This window comes from Clostridium aceticum, assembly GCF_001042715.1.
GTDB lineage: Bacteria > Bacillota > Clostridia > Peptostreptococcales > Natronincolaceae > Andreesenella > Andreesenella acetica.
Genome location: NZ_CP009687.1, coordinates 1,674,969 through 1,692,621 on the forward strand (window position 1 = coordinate 1,674,969; position 17,653 = coordinate 1,692,621).

Consider the following 17,653-nt stretch of genomic DNA (forward strand, 5'->3'; position numbering starts at 1 on the left):
AAACCTCTGTCAGGGGATTAGGTAGGGTCACCCCTGCAATATCAAACGATAGTTCGTAGCTTATTTTATCTCTTAAAGATGTGATAGATAAAAAATATATAATTGGGAAAAATAGTAAGAGGGGTTGATCTGTGAAGAATAACGATGTTGGTTACTTCTGCAATTCTAAAGTTCATAAGAGATGATATAGTACATTTTTGAAGGTATATACATAAAAATTCAAATCGTGAATAAGGCTTATTATTAATAATAGGTTTTTAGCAAAAATTCTGCTATGATTATTATAAGGAATAAGCGCAAGTTAATAGGAGTGAAAAAATAATGGAAAAAGAAAACTTAGAAACTTTAGAGGAAGCTCAAAAAATTAGAAGTCTGTTAGTAGGATTACAGGTTTCGAATAAGCCACAAGATGAATCTTTAGACGAATCTATGAAGGAATTAGAAGAGTTAGCAAAGGCTGCTGGAGCAGAGGTGATTGCTGTAGTAGTACAGAATAGACCTGCTATTCATGTAGCCTACTACATAGGTAAAGGGAAAGTTCAAGAAATTGCAGAGCTGTGCCAACATCATGAGATAGACGTAGTCATCTTTAATGATGAATTGTCAGGGTCACAAATAAGAAATCTAGAAGAAGTTGTTGGTGTAGATGTTATTGATAGGACAAACTTAATATTGGATATATTTGCCCAAAGAGCCCAGACAAAAGAAGGGAAGCTACAGGTAGAATTAGCGCAGCTGAAATATCGCCTTCCTAGATTAACCGGCTTAGGTAAGCAACTATCTAGGCAAGGGGGCGGCATAGGTACAAAAGGGCCTGGGGAAATGAAACTAGAAACTGATAGAAGACATATCCTCAGAAGAATCGATGATATCAGGGGACAGTTGAAGGAGGTTAAAAAGGTTAGAGAAACCCAGCGAGCACAGCGACTAAAATCAGATCTTCCTATTGTTGCACTAGTAGGCTATACAAATGCTGGTAAGTCTTCTTTAATGAATACTTTTTTAAGACAAAGCGAAGGTTATGATGAAAAAAGAGAAGTATATGCCAAAAATCAGCTATTTGCTACATTAGATACTTCCTTAAGAAAAATATCTTTGCCTAACAAAACGGAATTTCTTCTAACTGATACGGTTGGTTTTGTCAGTAAGCTGCCACATGATTTAGTAGACGCTTTTAAGTCTACGCTAGAAGAAGTAAAATATGCAGATTTATTGCTTCATATTATTGATGCATCTAATGAAAATTATGAACTGCAAAAACTAACAACCTCAAAGGTATTAAAGGAGTTAGGGGTAGATAACAAGAAAATTATAGATGTTTTTAATAAGTGCGACTTGCTAGAGGATATGCCAGCAACATCTAAAAGCGAAAATGTTATTTCTATCTCTGCTTTGACAGGAAAAAATTTGGATCAACTGACAGAAATGATTGATAGCATAATCGGTAAAAAGATACTAGAAATCAATTTACTAGTTCCCTATAGTGAAGGAAGCATTGTATCTCAGCTACATAAGGAAGCTGAAGTGTTGTCCACGGATTATCAAGAGGAAGGGATTGTTTTAAAAGTAAAGATAGAAGAGGATTACTATGAACGTTATAAAAAATTCCACCTGGTATAAATATATCTCCCTTTAAAATGGGAGATATATTTATTATTTTAAACAAAATTATAAATAAGAAAAAATAACAAAAAAATTATTTTTTTGAATTATTTGAAAAATATTAAGTATACTATATAATAAGTAATAAGAAAAAATTACAAGAAAACTTGAGTAAATATTCTGAAAAAATCTTGTAAATTTGTTTAAATTGGTGTATGATAGTAATTAATAACAACTAAAAAATTTAAGGAGGTTTTAACCATGATTTTTAGAAATTGCGCAGGCGGGGTAGTATTCTATGCAAATCAAGTGTTTCTCCTAAAAAATGAAAAAAGTGAATGGGTGTTACCAAAAGGAAAAATTCGTAATGATGATACTTCCATTGATGCGGCCTTAAGTCGTGTTAAGATAGAAACAGGCATTAGTGCTGAAATTCTATTAACAGCGGGAGACACATGTTACGAATTTTTTTCTATTTCAAGAAAACAGCCGGTATGCAACCAAATCACTTGGTATATAATGAAAGCTACAAACAAAAACTTTGAAATTGATGCTAAACTAGGTTTTAAAGGGGGAGGATTCTATCCAATAGATGAGGCACTGGATATGATTACTTATAGTCAAGATCAATCTTTAGTTAGTTTATCTTATAAAAAGTATAAAGAAATTATGAAGGAAAAGAAAGAAAACAAGGAAAAATTAGCGGTATAATCTTCATACACCATAAAAAGAAGCAGCAAAGGCTGCTTCTTTTTATGAAAAAATATGATATAATCATCAATTGAAATAATAGCAAAAGGAATGAGATGTTATGTTGAAGGAATATCGAACCATCTATGAAGCAGGAGCAAAGGAAGTTGTTATTGAAAAATCTAAGTTTATAGGATATGCAAAACCTATCACCTCAGAGGAAGAAGCCATTCAGTTTATTGAGGAAATTAAAAGAAAGCACAAAGATGCTACCCACAACGTGCCTGCCTATGTTGTAGGAGAAAATAACGAAATACAGAGGTATAGTGATGATGGGGAGCCTTCTGGAACCGCAGGTATTCCAGTATTAGAGGTAATAAAGAAAGAAAATTTAAGAAATGTAGTAGTCTTAGTAACTAGATACTTTGGAGGGATAAAGTTAGGTGCTGGAGGATTAGTGAGGGCTTACACAAAGGGTGCTAAGATAGCCTTAGATGATGGAAAAATAATTATTAAGAGAGCTTATAAAAAGATACATATAAAAGTAGACTATACTTTGTTGGGGAAAATACAAAATGAAATCATACAGAAGGGTTACTTACTAAAAAATGTTGAATATGATGATGCAGTGCACTTTTTTGTTTATATTACTCTAGATCAAGTAGATTTATTTAAAAAGCAGATGGTAGAATGGACAAATGCTCGATGTGAAATCATAGAGAAAGAAGATGAATATTTAACTGAACTGGATAACCAGATTATTTTTTGATAAAAATAATAAAGCATCTAAGTGAAAAAGGAAAATTTAGATCTTTAGGAGGAAAAATAATGGAAAATATTGAAAACAATAAAAAAGAAATGTTAGAAAAAAAAGTTTGGGCTGTAGTTGGAGCTACTCCAGATACCAAAAAGTTTGGATATAAAATTTATAAAAAACTTAAGGATTATGGTTATACTGTTTATGGAATTAATCCCAACTGTGAGGAAATAGCAGGAGATAAGATATATTCTTCCCTTAAAGACCTACCAGAAAAGCCAGAGTGTGTTGATATGGTGGTGCGTCCCAACATCAGTAAGACAGTATTAGATGAAATTAAAGCATTGGAAATACCTTATGTTTGGTTTCAGCCCGGCACCTTTGATGAGGAAACCATCAGCAAAGCTGAGGAGTATAACTTGAAAATTGTTTATTATGATTGTGTGCTGGTTGCATTAGATCAATAAGATAAATGTTTTGTATTATAGCCTGTTGCATAGGGAAACTGTACTGCTGGTTTTCCCATATGTAACAGGCTATAGAAAATATTTCTGATAGTGATGAACTCATAAAATCATTTTTTTTCCTTAACTTTATCTTTACATAAAATTTCGTAAATTCCCATAATCAGAAGAAAAATACCAAATAATCTTCTTAAGCTAGAAGACGGGATGGTTAAAGCGATTTTAGACCCTATCCAAGCCCCTATTAAACCAAAAATTATAATAGGTAAACTGAGTCTAAATAAAATATTTTTATTTTTTATGTGAATAATTAGAGCGACAATAGCTACTGGAATAAAGGAGATTAAATTAATGCTTTGGATTGTTTGTTGTTTAAAGTCGGTTAAAAAAATTAATCCAGGAATTAATATGGTACCACCACCAATACCCATGCCCCCAATAATTCCTGCAAATAAACCAAGAATAAATATTGCCATTAAAACACCATCCTCAGAGCAGCTAATATCATAAAGACGCCAAAGATCTTTCTTAGGTAGCTATCGGAAAAGCGAGTGAGGGCTTTAGAACCGATATAGCTTCCTATAATTCCCCCTAAAGCTACCTTCCAAGTCACATCCAATGCAGTGAATCCTTCTTTATAATAAACAAAACTACTAACCAAAGCAAAAGGGAGAATAATAGATATAGCAGTAGCATGAGCTTTGTGTTGTGGAACATCAAAAACAAAATTTAAAGCAGGAACAATAATTGTGCCTCCTCCTGCTCCAAACAGTCCGTTAATTATGCCCGCCATAAATCCTATGACCAACACTTTAACCCAGTAAATAGATTTCATTATGTTTATCACCTCAACAGAAGGTAACAATTTCAAAATAACTCTAGCTGAAATTAGTTTAACCCTATAGTTAGATAAAATTAATTTAACCATATAATATGAAACTATTCACTATAGTTTGTTTACATGAATGCATAATAAGAATATAATATTTTTTAGAGAGTTTAAGCAAATGCATTTATTGAAAACTAAGTGGATAAGACGACTAAATTTAGAAAAATGCTTGGTAAAAGGGGAGAGTACGTTATGAAAAAAGCTAATTATATTTATGAACTTATTGGGAGTACACCAGTAGTAAAACTAAATCGTATAGTAGAGAAGGATATGGCGGATATTTACTTAAAGCTAGAATTTTTTAATCCTGGAAGTAGTATAAAAGATAGAATTGCCTTAAGTATGATTGAAGATGCAGAAAAAAAAGGACAATTAAAGGAAGGCTATACTATTGTAGAACCTACTAGCGGTAACACAGGAATAGGACTAGCTATGATTGCTGCTGCCAAAGGATATTCAATCATTCTAGTTATGCCGGAAACAATGAGCATAGAGCGAAGAAAATTATTGAAGGCTTATGGTGCTGAAATCCTGCTAACACCGGGGGAAAAGGGTATGAAGGGGGCTATTGATCAAGCTCAGGAACTTGTCACATCAAACGCTAATTACTTTATGCCACAGCAATTTGAAAATCCTGCAAACGTGGAGGCCCATAGAAAATCAACAGCAGAAGAAATATGGGAACAAATGGAGGGTCAAATAGACGGATTTGTAGCAGGTGTCGGCACAGGAGGCACTTTAACAGGAGTAGGAGAAATATTAAAGCAAAAAAATAAAAAGATTAAAATTGTAGCTGTAGAACCATCTAAGTCATCAGTTCTTTCAGGAGGAGAAGCTGGACCTCATAAGATTCAAGGCATAGGGGCTGGATTTATACCGGCTATTTTAAACGAAAAGGTTATTGATGAAATTATTTCAGTGGAGGATGCCATTGCTATGGAAACCGCCAGAAAAACCGCTGGTATAGAAGGAATTCTAGTGGGTATATCTTCAGGTGCCGCTATTTATGCTGCACTACAAGTAGCAAAACAACTGGGGGCTGGTAAAAAAGTAGTTGCAATAGCACCCTCCTGCGGTGAAAGGTATTTAAGTACTGAATTGTTTCAGTAACAAAATAGTTTTCATTGTAGGGATTTTCAATGAGCAAAGTGAGGAGAGGGGAGAGTCTAGTAATTATGAGTAAGGAAATAGAAAAAAAAATTGATGTTGTTGTAGACTGGTTTAGAAAACAAGTCAAATCCTCTGGAACAAAAGGATTAGTAGTGGGAATATCAGGAGGAATCGATTCTGCGGTGGTAGCTAATCTAATAAAAAAAGCCTGTCCTGATAACTCTATGGGGGTGATCTTGCCCGTTAAAAGTAGTTTAAAGGATGTAGAGGATGGAAACCTAGTAGCAAATACCTGTGGTATCTCTCATTTAACGATTGACTTAAGTCAACAGCATGAAGAAATCATGGGAAAAGTAGTAGATGAGCTGAAAGCAACAGGAGAATACAATGAAAATAATCTAAGAATGATGGATGCCAATCTAAGGGCAAGACTTAGAATGAGCACTCTTTATTCTATAGCGAACAACCTCAATTATTTAGTTGCTGGGACAGATAATGCGGCAGAGGTACATACCGGCTATTTTACTAAATATGGAGATGGTGGGGTAGACCTACTACCTATAGCTTCTTTAAAGAAATATGAGGTATATCAATGGGCACAAGTTCTAGGTGTGCCTCAGGTAATTTTAGATAGAGCTCCTTCAGCAGGGTTGTGGGAAGGGCAAACAGATGAAATAGAAATGGGCGTAACTTATAAGAGTATTGATCAATACCTAGATGGACAGCCTATTGATGAAAAAGATAGGGAAGTAATTGATCGACTACACAAATCTTCTCAACACAAAAGACAGATGCCTCCCTCGCCAGAAATCAATATATAAATTGATTAGAGGCAATACTTATGATAAAATTTATCTGAATAAAAACTCATAAAACAAGTTCATATAGATAAGGAGAGATTATGTTATGGGTCGAATTGGTAATATCAAAGATAGAAAGGCAAAACAAGATTCTAAGCGGGCGAAAATCTACACAAAGTTAGCTAGGCTAATAACTGTAGCAGCAAGGGAAGGAGGAACTGACCCTGAATATAATGCTAGCTTAAAGACTGCTATAGATAAAGCTAAAGCAGGAAATATGCCAAATGATAACATCGATAGAGCTATTAAGAAGGCTGCAGGGGATGCTGGTGGAGATAGATATGAAAATATTATTTATGAAGGCTATGGACCAAGTGGAGTAGCTGTCGTTGTAGAAGCTTTAACAGATAATAGAAATAGAACTGCTGGCGAAGTAAGACATGCCTTTGACAAAAACGGAGGAAACCTAGGTACAACAGGCTGCGTTTCTTTCATGTTTGATAGAAAAGGACAAATTGTTATTGAAAAAAATGATGCTATCGATGAAGAAACCCTAATGATGGCGGCTTTAGATGCTGGTGCAGAGGATTTTATTGCAGAAGAGGAAGCCTATGAAGTGATTACATTGCCTGAAGACTTTCCAGCCGTAAAAGATAAACTATTGGAAGAAGGCTACAACTTTATTGAGGCTGATGTCGTCTACATCCCTCAAACCCAAGCAGAATTACAGGAAGCAGATGCGAAAAAGATGGAAAAAATGATTGATATGCTTGAGGACAATGACGATGTACAAGCAGTGCATCATAATTGGAAAGAAGCTTAGGAAGGTGGAAATACAACGTTTATACGGGTTGTAAAATCTATTGAATTACGACATACATATAGATTTTTTATAAACTGTGAAAATCAATCCTGCTGAAGCGATCCAATGTATATGGATTTCCCTAAGAAACACCCTTTGTAATGCTAGGATATATATTGTTTGGTTTTTTTACTGAATTTTATATATCTAGTGACAAAATGCACAAACACTTTTGGAAAAATGGTGCATAGACGTGAAAGTAGCACTATGATATAGTTTAATAAATAATTCTAAAAAACGAAATGTTTTTACAATTATGATTTATCTAAAGATTTTATATTTTAGTGGCAAGGACGTCGCTGACATGAAAATGTCTGCGGCGTTTTTGTGTTTAAAAAGGAAAGGGGGAAGTTCTTATGTTAGAAAAAATTAATCAAGTTCCAATAAAATTTGTTTTTGGAAAAGGAAGCTTGAAGAATATTGGTGGATTGACGAAGGCTTATGGAAAACGTGCATTGATTGTTACAGGCCGCAGTAGTACGAAGAAAACAGGTATATTAGATGCGGTGATTGGCTATCTGCAAAATGAAAAAATTAATGTTACTGTGTTCAACGAAGTAGAGTCCAATCCCCTCACTACCACAGTAAAAAGGGCAGTGACTTTGCTAAAAGAACAGGAATGTGATGTAGTGATTGGTTTAGGTGGAGGTAGTCCTATGGATGCCGCAAAATGTATTGCTTTTTCTGCCGTCAATGAGGGAGATATTTCTGACTATATTTTTGGTAAGGAAGGTAAGGGAGCACTTCCTATTATCGCTGTAACTACAACAGCTGGTACAGGAAGTGAAGGAGACAGTTTAGCTGTTTTGACAAATCCTGAGACCAAAGATAAAAAGTCCTTAAAAAGCCCATATATTTATCCAAAGGTATCTATTGTTGATCCAGAACTAATGATGACATTACCCGCTTCCATGATTGCAGCCACAGGATTTGATGCCTTGTCCCATTCGGTTGAAGCATTTTTAGCAAACCATAGCAGACCAGATATAGAAGAAATGGCTTTGGAAGCAATAGGACTGCTGTTTACGTTTTTACCAAAGGTTTATAAAAATCCAACAGATATCGAAAGCTGGGAAAAGGTGGCTTATGCTAATACTATAGGTGGGATTGCCATTGATCAGGCAGGTGTAGTGTTACCCCATGGGATGGAACACCCTGTTAGTGGTCTGTTAAATGTTACGCATGGGGAAGGATTGGCAGCGTTATTTCCAGAAATATTAGAATTTTCTTACAAATATTGCCAAGAAAAATTCTTAAGGATGGCTAAAGCGATTGGTATTAAGGAAGATGGAATAACGAAGGATCAGGTAGCATGCCAGTGTGTAAAAACTTTTGAAAAATTATTGCAGGCATTAGATTTGCAGGTAACATTAGGTCAATTAGGTGTAAAGGAAGATCATATAGATTGGTTGGTGGAAAATGCAATGAGAACAATGACTTATGCAATCTCCAATCATCCTGCTCCCTGTAAAGAAGAAGACCTACGAGCGTTATATACAGCATGCTTATAAATTTCCAACAAAGCTAAGGATTTTTAAAAACAAAGAATGATAGGATTGTTCATTACTACTTCAAAAATATTATTACATAAGGAGGAAGTGTTATGAAAAAGCAAGCAGAGAATTTTAGTAGAGTATTGTCGCAAAAAGATGTGATGGCTTTATCCTTTGGGGCTATGATTGGATGGGGTTGGGTTGTATTGGCAGGAGAGTGGATTCATAAGGCAGGAACCTTGGGGGCTATGATTGCATTCTTACTGGGTGGTGTGATGGTTTTATTTGTTGGTCTTACTTATGCAGAACTAACAGCTGCTATGCCAAAGTGTGGAGGAGAACATGTTTTTAGTCAACGTGCATTAGGAAGAAATGCTTCCTTCTTCTGTACTTGGGCCATTATTTTAGGCTATGTTTCTGTAGTTGCCTTTGAGGCAGTTGCTTTTCCTACTGTTGTTGAGTACTTATTTCCTAATTATCTCCAAGTAAAAATGTATACAGTGGCGGGATATGATGTGTATCTAACCTGGGTATTGGTGGGGGTGATTAGTTCTGTTGCAATCACGATTTTGAACTATTATGGGGTAAAGCCAGTGGCAGTAATGCAAGGAGCAGTTACCATCATGGTGGCGGTTGTAGGTTTGACTTTTTTCGGAGGATCTGTAGCGAATGGAAGTACTGAATATATTCAGCCTCTTTTTATTGACGGGACAAAGGGAATTTTAGCGGTTGCTATTATGACACCTTTTATGTTTGTAGGATTTGATGTGATCCCTCAAGCAGCAGAAGAAATTGATATGCCTTTTGAAAAAATCGGAAAAGTACTAGTTTTATCGGTAGCGATGGCTATTGGGTGGTATGTGATGATTATTTTAGGGGTCTCATTATCTTTGTCAAAGCAAGCATTAGAAGCTTCTAGCATACCAGCAGCGGATGGTATGCAGGCGGTTTTCTTTAATAGTTCTTTAGCCTCAAAAGTAATGATTATTGCAGGTATTGGAGGCATAATCACCAGCTGGAATTCCTTCTTTGTAGGAGGAAGTAGAGCGATTTATGCATTGGCTCATTCCAAACAATTACCAGCTTTTCTAGGAGAATTGCATCCAAAATATAAGACACCTACCAATGCTATTTTATTAATTGGTATACTCTCTTCCTTCGCACCTTTACTGGGAAGACGCATGTTGGTTTGGTTGGTGGATGCTGGTGGCTTAACAATTGTGGTAGCTTACTTTATGGTGGCTTTATCCTTCTTAGTATTACGCTATAAAGAACCTGATATGGTAAGACCCTACAAAGTGAAAAGAGGGAAGGCAGTAGGATTTATAGCGGTGTTATTAAGTTTTGGGATGATGGTCTTATATTTACCTGGAGCACCAGCAGCGTTAATTTGGCCATATGAATGGATGATTGTTCTTGGGTGGAGCGTATTAGGTGGTGTTTTCTATCTTTGGGCGAAGCTATCCTATACAGAAAGTTATCTCAAGGAATCCTCAATAGAAGTAGAAGAAGGCATATAATAATTTACATCTACATAGGAAATGGAGGAAAATAAAATGAAGTGCATGACAGAGAAAATAATCATAGGAGAAATTCCAGCTAGAAAAGTAATAACAAAGACGATTCCAGGAAATAAATCTTTAGAATGGATTCAAAAGCGACAACAATATGTGCCAAAAGGAGTTGGAAATATTACTCCCGTAGTAGCAAAAACAGCAAAAGGCGCCTTAATAGAAGATTTAGACGGCAATGTATTTCTTGACTTTGCTGCTGGTATTGGTATGCAGAATATAGGTCATGGGCATGGGGCAGTGATCGAGGCTATTCAAGAGCAAACAGAAAACCTACTACATCCCTGCTTTCATGTGACAATGTATGAAGGGTATATAAAATTAGCGGAAAAACTAGCAAAAAAAGCGCCAGGAACAGGTGAAAAAAAAGCTATGCTAGCTAACAGTGGTGCTGAAGCTGTAGAAAATGCCATTAAAATAGCGAGAAAATATACCGGAAAAACAGGAGTGATCTCTCTAGAGTGTGCATTTCATGGTAGAACCTATATGGCTATGACCTTAACCAGCAAAGTAAATCCCTATAAAAATGGTTTTGGTCCCTATGTTCCAGAAACCTATAAAATTCCATCGGCTTATTGCTATCGATGCCCCTATGGAGGCAGAGAAAACTGTAAGATGGGTTGTTTAGAAAGAGTGAAGAATCTACTAAAAGGAGAATTATCCCCTGATAATATTGCTGCTTTAATCGTTGAGCCTATACAGGGGGAAGGCGGGTTTATCTTACAACCACCGGCATTTTTAAAAGGATTAGAAAAGATTTGCAAAGAAAATAATATTGTTTTTATTGTAGATGAGATACAATCTGGATTTGCTAGAACCGGTACTTTGTTTGCCAGTGAAGGATGTGGATTGGACCCTGATTTAATGACTCTGTCTAAAAGTCTGGGTGCAGGGATTCCCATTAGTGCAGTTGTAGGAAAAGATGAAATCATGGATGCACCAGGAGCCGGCGAAATAGGGGGAACTTATGGAGGGAGTCCATTAGGTTGCCAAGCAGCGTTAGAGGTTTTAAAGGTGATCGAAACAGAGAACATGCTTGCAAAAGCACAAAGGATAGGAAAACAACTAGAGAAAAGACTACAAAGTATGAAAAAAGATTTTGAAGTTATTGGAGATGTTCGAGGTGTTGGAGCTATGTATGCAATAGAGTTTGTGAAAAGCAGAGAAACAAAAGAGCCTTATCCAGAAATTGTAAAAAAAATTACTGATTATGCATTGCAAAAAGGCGTGATCTTTATTAGCGCAGGGATTTATAGTAATGTCTTAAGATTTCTACCTCCTTTGGTGATGACAGAAGAACAAGTAGAAGATGGCATGGATGTGCTAGAAAAAGCTATTAAAAAAAGTTTATAAAAAACCTGTAAAACCCCTTGCCTTATAAAGCAAGGGATTTTACAATAGAAAGAAAATATTTTCTTGATGGAAGAAGGGATAAAAATGTCGATTTGTTGCCAGGAGCTATTTGCGCTACCTTCTTTAAAGTCTTTAAAGTTAATAGCAGGGAAAGAAGGATTACACAGAAATATTCGATGGGTCTATGCAGCTGAAGTTATAGAAGATGTTACAGAACTTACACAATGGTTATATGGTGGAGAACTGGTGATTATCACAGGAATAGGGATCAGAAATGAAGAAACGATCTTTCTTGAATTAATAGAAAAGATTTATGAAAAAAACTTAGCAGGGCTCATTGTATTTATAGGACCCTATATTGGAGAAATACCTATTTCTGTAATAGAAAGAGCGAATAAATTGAACATTCCTTTGTTTGCATTGCCATGGGAAGTACCTTTAGTAGAAGTGACACAGGATATTTGTACGCACCTTGTTCATCGAGAAAAACAATATAATGATGTAGAACAGTTTTTACAACAGATTCTTTTTTTTGAAGGGGAAAGTTCAAAGAGCCTGGAAGAACAAGCGGCACGCATTGGGTTTAATTTTGATCAAAGTCACAGAGTGGTGGTAATAAAACCAGATAATCTTTCCAGCTTTATAAAAGATAACCAAATAAAAGAAAGCACTATTCTGTCTCTGAAAAAACAAATTCGCCAAATAATGGAACAATATTCTACGGATACTTATAAAGGTTTTTTTCTATTTCTTAACGATGCTATGTTTATCTTGGTGAATGGAGAGATCTTTAACAAACAAATATTAAGAGAAACACTATCTTTGCTACAGGAAAAGATTCAACAAAAAATTGGATTAACTACTAGTGTTGGTATAGGCACGAAGTATAGCCAATTTTCTCAGTATAAGAAGAGTATGGAAGAAGCAAGGCAAGCACTAAAGATATCAAATCAAAAAAATTTGAAGAATCAAATTGTATTTTATGAAGAGATGGGGATTTTTTCTTTGTTATGGGAAGTAAAAAACTTAGATGTATTAAGAAAAATTCATAAAAATATGCTTTTTCCTCTATACGAATATGATAAAGTCAACGAAACTCATTTAGTTGATACCCTGGAAAAATTTTTAAATAATGGAAGAAGTATGCATACTACAGCCAAACAGCTTTTTATTCATAGGAACACACTAAAATATCGTTTAGAGAAAATAGAACAACTAACGGGCTACAGCTTAAATAATCAGGAAGACTGTTTTCATTTTCAGTTGGCCTATTATATTCATGACTTTTTAAACATATAAAAGAATAAATGCATAAAAGAAGCATTTGTTCTTTTGTTTGTATAAGCTATATTTATCTATACTTTTGTTGACAAAAGTATAGGTTTTACCATGTGTAAATTATCACTAGCTATAGCAGAAATTTATAAAATATACACAAAAAATATGAAATTAGGCAAAAAACAAAAAAAGGTATTGACAAATAAAAAACAATGTAATAATATAAAAATATACCAAAAAGGTATAAATTCCCAAGTGAGGGAGTGACATCATGAAGATTACGCAAGAAGCAGACTATGCCTTTAGAATGATCCTGTTCCTTTCAAAGGTAGATAGTGATACAAGAGTAGATGCCCAGAAGATATCAGAAAGTGAAAATATACCTACAAGATTTGCCTTAAAAATACTTAGGAAATTAACAAAGGCAGGTTTAACTAAATCATTTAGAGGAGTGAATGGCGGCTATTCTCTTAATAGAGCACCTGAGAATATTTCCTTTAAAGATGTAATTGAAGCCATTGATGGACCAATCCATATCAACCGATGTTTATATGATGAAGCGTATTGTAATCTTCATAGAACAAATACCTGTGATGTACATAAAGAATTGGCTAAGATAAGGGATACAGTAATAGATGTACTTCAAAAGGTTAATTTCAAGTCAATAATGGAAAATAATGAGACGATAGATGATTAATAGCTATACTTTAGGGTATAGTCTAATACGACAGGATTTATGTTTATCAAGTGTTGCGGTAGGGTAGACTGCCTATTTATATAGATAAAGATTACAAATTAGTGAAATTTTGATGAAAGAGAATCTATATTTGGATTTCGGTAGTTGATATAAAGAAAAGTTGTTGGCAGCGAAACTATACAAAATTAGTATACTTAAAACCGTATCTTATATAATAAATATATAAGTTGCAGCATAACTTTTATAGTTCACTGTAAAATAGCTGATGCAATATATTTATTACAACGTACCTAGAGTAAGTATATTTTTTATTATAAAGTGTACTATTTTGGTATAGTTTATAATAATATAAATAGAATCTAAAAATTATTAAGGGGGAATATACCGTGAAAACATGCAAATCAGCAGACAGTCGATTACAAAACTTTATTCAAACAAAGGAAATAGAAACATCATTTAACAGGGTTGAGAATCAAAAAATAAAATGTGGATTTGGGCAGCAGGGGGTATGTTGTAGATTATGCTCAAATGGTCCTTGTAGAATTACGCCTAAGTCACCAAAAGGGGTTTGCGGAGCAACGGCAGACACTATAGTGGCAAGAAACTTTTTAAGAGCAGTTGCATCAGGAGCTGCATGTTACTTACATGTTATTGAAACAACAGCAAAAAACTTAAAGGCTACTGGAGAAAAGAAAGAAAAAATTAAAGGAGTAGATACACTAAACCAATTAGCTGAGTTGTTGGAAATTGATGCAAAAGACTTGAGTGACAAAGCTGTAAAGGTTGCAGATAAAGTTCTACGTGATTTATATAAACCTAGAGAAGAAAAAATGGAATTAGTGGAAAAAATTTCCTACAAACCAAGATTTGAAAAATGGAAAGATTTGGGGATATTACCTGGCGGTGCGAAATCAGAAGTTTTTGATGCTATTGTAAAGTCTTCTACTAATTTAAATAGTGATCCAGTAGATATGTTGATGCATTGTTTGAACTTAGGGATATCTACAGGACTTTATGGATTAACATTAACCAATTTATTGAATGATGTTATGTTAGGGGAGCCAGTGATTAGAAAAGCGCCTGTAGGGTTTAAAGTTGTTGATGAAAATTACATCAATATCATGATAACAGGACACCAACACTCTGTAATAGCACATCTCCAAGATAGATTGATTGATGAAGATGTAAAGGCGCTGGCAGCAAGCGTAGGGGCAAAAGGTTTTAAGTTAGTAGGATGCACCTGTGTGGGTCAGGATTTACAGTTGAGGGGAGAGCATTATAAAGAGGTATTTGCAGGGCACGCTGGAAATAACTTTACAAGTGAAGCACTGATCACAACGGGAGCTATCGATCTAATTGTGTCAGAGTTTAATTGCACATTGCCGGGAATCGAACCTATCGCAGATGCCTTGATGGTACCTATGGTATGTCTTGATGACGTGGGAAAAAAAGCAAATGCTGAATATAAGCCCTTCTCTAAGGATAATGAAAAAAATATATCTCAGCATATCATTAATAAGGCTTTAGATAGTTTTAACAATAGAAGGGATAAAATAATCATTGATATTCCAAAAGATCATGGGCATGATGATGTGATAACAGGTGTAAGTGAGAAATCTCTTAAAGCTTTTCTTGGAAATACATGGAAGCCTTTGATAGATTTAATCGCTGAAGGCAAGATCAAGGGTGTAGCTGGTGTAGTAGGATGTTCAAACTTGACAGCCATGGGACACGATGTATTTACCGTTGAACTAACTAAAGAACTTATTAAAAGGAATATCATTGTTCTATCAGCTGGATGTTCAAGCGGAGGCCTTGAAAATGTTGGATTGATGTCACCTAAAGCCGCTGATTTAGCTGGAGATAGTTTAAAAGAAGTCTGTACATCTTTGGGTATACCACCAGTGCTGAACTTTGGACCATGCTTAGCTATAGGAAGACTTGAAATAGTGGCAACCGAATTGGCAGAAGCCTTAGGAATAGATATCCCTCAGCTTCCACTTGTGCTATCCGCTCCTCAGTGGTTAGAAGAGCAGGCTTTAGCAGACGGTGCCTTTGGTTTAGCTTTAGGTTTACCTGTACACTTAGCTATTCCTCCTTTTATGACTGGGAGTAAAGTAGTAAAAGAGGTTTTAACAAGTTCTCTTGTAGACATAACAGGAGGAAAGATTATTGTTGAAGATGACGTAGTGAAAGCTGCGGATGAATTAGAAGAAATTATATTAGAAAGAAGAAAAGGTCTAGGATTAGATGCTCAAAAATAGCTTTATATATTTGCTGCAAATTTCAAGATAAATATATTATAGCTAAAAAATAAAAGGAGTGAGTATCTATGCAAAGAATTAAAATAGATAAAGAATCATGTATGAGTTGCTTAAATTGTGTGATCGGTTGTATGGCTGAACATAATAAAAAGAGTAAAAGTATCTATGATTTGGATTTGGAGGATCTAACCAATGAGAGCAAAAATCATATAGAGTTAGATAGCAATAAATGCCCTATACCTATTCTATGCAGACATTGTGAAAAACCAGAGTGTGTTTATACTTGTATGAGTGGTGCCATGAGTAAAAATAAAAATACTGGATTAGTTACTTACAATGAAGAACAATGTTCCTCCTGCTTTATGTGCATTATGGCATGTCCTTACGGGGTCTTGAAGGCAGATGAAGTAGAAAAAATACTTATTCAAAAATGCGATATGTGTAATGAGCGGCAAATCCCAAGATGTGTAGAAGACTGTCCAACTGGATGCTTAAGTATAGAGGGGGGTCAGTAAAATGAAATATCTGATATTAGGGGCAAGTGCAGCAGGTATAAACGCAGCTAAAACTATAAGAGAACTAGATCCCAGAGGAGAAATAACAATTGTATCTAAAGATAATCATGTGTATTCTAGATGTATGTTGCATCACATCATAGGAGAAAAGAGAAGCATAGAAGAAATAGATTTTTCAGAAAAAGACTTTTGGTTAAGCTGCAATATAGCGTGGAAAAAAGGCCGTTTGGCTAAAAAATTGATTATTGAGGAAAAGACAGTTTTACTAGATAATGGGGAATCTCTGCCTTATGACAAGTTACTTATAGCGACAGGATCTTCTTCTCTTATTCCGCCTATAAAGAACCTAAAAGAAGGGAAAGGTGTCTATGGCTTAAGAAATATAGAAGATGCTTTGCAAATAAAAGAGGAAGCGAAGAAGATAAAAGATGTAGTTGTATTAGGGGGAGGATTAGTTGGTATAGATGCAGTTGTAGGTTTGCTAGAGCAGGATGTCAATATATCTTTAATCGAGATGGCTGATAAGATACTGCCTCTGCAGCTTGATCAATATACCTCTTCGAAATATGAGAAGGCTTTTAAATCTAGAGGGGTAGGAATCTATACTGGAGGAAAAGTAGCGGAGGTCGTGTTAGATCAAGAAAATAAGATAAAGGCTGTAAAGCTGGAGGATGAAACACTGATTACATGTGATATGATTATTGTTGCAGCTGGTGTAAAGGCAAATACAAATTTCATTGAAGAAAATACCATTAAGGTAGATCGAGGAATTGTTATTAATAGCAGATGTGAAACGAATATAAAAGATATCTATGCTGCTGGTGATGTATGTGGTAAAAATCCTATATGGCCTTTAGCTGTAAAACAGGGGATTGTTGCAGCACATAATATGTTTGGGGAAATAGCAGAAATGGATGATTTCTTTGGTGCAAGAAATGCTATGAACTTCTTTGGAATAGCAACAGTATCTATAGGATATACCAATGCACCAGATGAAAGCTATGAGGTGTTTATTCAAAAAGATAAAGATAATTATAAAAAGATAGTTTATAAAGAAGGCATTATTTATGGTGCCATCCTCCAAGGGGACATAGACTATTCTGGAGTATTAACTTATCTTATCAAAAATAAGGTAGATATATCTCGTATCAATAAAGATATATTTGAAATAAATTACTCAGACTTTTTTAGTATAAAAGAGAATAATGAATATCAATATGTAGTGTAGAGTAGCCTTGATTTTAAAACTTCTATAGTGATATACTATATACATCAGCGTTAACCTAAACTAGAATTTGTCATCCTGAG

17 protein-coding genes are annotated in these 17,653 nt (G+C 35.0%); 15 read left to right on the forward strand and 2 right to left on the reverse strand.

What is annotated here, in order from left to right:
- Nucleotides 1–321: 321 nt before the first annotated feature.
- The 4 genes from hflX to CACET_RS07845 all read left to right on the forward strand — a co-directional run bounded on the left by hflX (nt 322) and on the right by CACET_RS07845 (nt 3,516).
- A complete protein-coding gene (hflX, locus tag CACET_RS07830) occupies nt 322–1,620 on the forward strand; it encodes a GTPase HflX (RefSeq protein WP_044823796.1) in 1,299 nt (432 codons plus the stop codon).
- A gap of 243 nt (nt 1,621–1,863) precedes the next feature.
- Complete coding sequence (locus CACET_RS07835) at nt 1,864–2,313, forward strand: NUDIX hydrolase (protein ID WP_044823797.1); 450 nt, start codon at nt 1,864–1,866, stop codon at nt 2,311–2,313.
- A 100-nt stretch (nt 2,314–2,413) separates the two neighbouring features.
- Nucleotides 2,414–3,061: a YigZ family protein gene (locus CACET_RS07840; RefSeq protein WP_044823798.1), complete on the forward strand. Its 648-nt coding sequence runs from the start codon at nt 2,414–2,416 to the stop codon at nt 3,059–3,061.
- 59 nt (nt 3,062–3,120) lie between these two features.
- Nucleotides 3,121–3,516, forward strand: coding sequence for a CoA-binding protein (locus CACET_RS07845; protein WP_044823799.1), 396 nt, complete (start codon nt 3,121–3,123; stop codon nt 3,514–3,516).
- 107 nt (nt 3,517–3,623) lie between these two features.
- Here the strand turns inward: CACET_RS07845 and CACET_RS07850 are convergent, their stop codons facing one another.
- Together CACET_RS07850 and CACET_RS07855 are read right to left on the reverse strand one after the other, a co-directional pair.
- The gene (locus CACET_RS07850; RefSeq protein ID WP_044823800.1) at nt 3,624–3,989 is read right to left on the reverse strand and encodes a sulfite exporter TauE/SafE family protein; all 366 of its coding nucleotides are present in this window, start codon (nt 3,987–3,989) and stop codon (nt 3,624–3,626) included.
- Nucleotides 3,989–4,348: a sulfite exporter TauE/SafE family protein gene (locus CACET_RS07855; protein ID WP_044823801.1), complete on the reverse strand. Its 360-nt coding sequence runs from the start codon at nt 4,346–4,348 to the stop codon at nt 3,989–3,991. Before CACET_RS07855 ends, CACET_RS07850 begins: the two co-directional genes overlap by 1 nt.
- A gap of 246 nt (nt 4,349–4,594) precedes the next feature.
- Between CACET_RS07855 and cysK the strand changes: the two genes are divergently transcribed.
- From cysK to CACET_RS07910, 11 genes are all read left to right on the forward strand, one after another.
- Nucleotides 4,595–5,512 (forward strand): cysteine synthase A, encoded by a 918-nt coding sequence (gene cysK, locus CACET_RS07860; RefSeq protein ID WP_082058121.1) that lies wholly within the window; start codon nt 4,595–4,597, stop codon nt 5,510–5,512.
- Between the two features lie 65 nt (nt 5,513–5,577).
- The gene (gene nadE / locus CACET_RS07865) at nt 5,578–6,333 is read left to right on the forward strand and encodes an NAD(+) synthase (RefSeq protein ID WP_201774910.1); all 756 of its coding nucleotides are present in this window, start codon (nt 5,578–5,580) and stop codon (nt 6,331–6,333) included.
- Nucleotides 6,334–6,418: 85 nt separating this feature from the next.
- Nucleotides 6,419–7,135: a YebC/PmpR family DNA-binding transcriptional regulator gene (locus CACET_RS07870; protein WP_044823803.1), complete on the forward strand. Its 717-nt coding sequence runs from the start codon at nt 6,419–6,421 to the stop codon at nt 7,133–7,135.
- Nucleotides 7,136–7,530: 395 nt separating this feature from the next.
- Nucleotides 7,531–8,685, forward strand: a complete 1,155-nt coding sequence (locus tag CACET_RS07875) for an iron-containing alcohol dehydrogenase (RefSeq protein ID WP_044823804.1) — start codon at nt 7,531–7,533, stop codon at nt 8,683–8,685.
- Nucleotides 8,686–8,777: 92 nt separating this feature from the next.
- Nucleotides 8,778–10,187 (forward strand): APC family permease, encoded by a 1,410-nt coding sequence (locus CACET_RS07880; RefSeq protein WP_044823805.1) that lies wholly within the window; start codon nt 8,778–8,780, stop codon nt 10,185–10,187.
- Nucleotides 10,188–10,223: 36 nt separating this feature from the next.
- The gene (gabT, locus tag CACET_RS07885; protein ID WP_479722659.1) at nt 10,224–11,591 is read left to right on the forward strand and encodes a 4-aminobutyrate--2-oxoglutarate transaminase; all 1,368 of its coding nucleotides are present in this window, start codon (nt 10,224–10,226) and stop codon (nt 11,589–11,591) included.
- 84 nt (nt 11,592–11,675) lie between these two features.
- A complete protein-coding gene (locus tag CACET_RS07890; protein ID WP_044823806.1) occupies nt 11,676–12,890 on the forward strand; it encodes a PucR family transcriptional regulator in 1,215 nt (404 codons plus the stop codon).
- A 250-nt stretch (nt 12,891–13,140) separates the two neighbouring features.
- Nucleotides 13,141–13,566, forward strand: a complete 426-nt coding sequence (locus CACET_RS07895) for an RrF2 family transcriptional regulator (RefSeq protein ID WP_044823807.1) — start codon at nt 13,141–13,143, stop codon at nt 13,564–13,566.
- A gap of 386 nt (nt 13,567–13,952) precedes the next feature.
- Nucleotides 13,953–15,830 carry an anaerobic carbon-monoxide dehydrogenase catalytic subunit gene (gene cooS / locus CACET_RS07900; RefSeq protein ID WP_044823808.1) on the forward strand — a complete coding sequence of 626 codons (1,878 nt, stop codon included), beginning with the start codon at nt 13,953–13,955 and terminating at the stop codon, nt 15,828–15,830.
- A gap of 68 nt (nt 15,831–15,898) precedes the next feature.
- Nucleotides 15,899–16,345, forward strand: coding sequence for a 4Fe-4S dicluster domain-containing protein (locus CACET_RS07905; protein WP_044823809.1), 447 nt, complete (start codon nt 15,899–15,901; stop codon nt 16,343–16,345).
- Nucleotide 16,346: 1 nt separating this feature from the next.
- Nucleotides 16,347–17,573 carry an NAD(P)/FAD-dependent oxidoreductase gene (locus tag CACET_RS07910; protein WP_044823810.1) on the forward strand — a complete coding sequence of 409 codons (1,227 nt, stop codon included), beginning with the start codon at nt 16,347–16,349 and terminating at the stop codon, nt 17,571–17,573.
- Nucleotides 17,574–17,653: the final 80 nt, after the last annotated feature.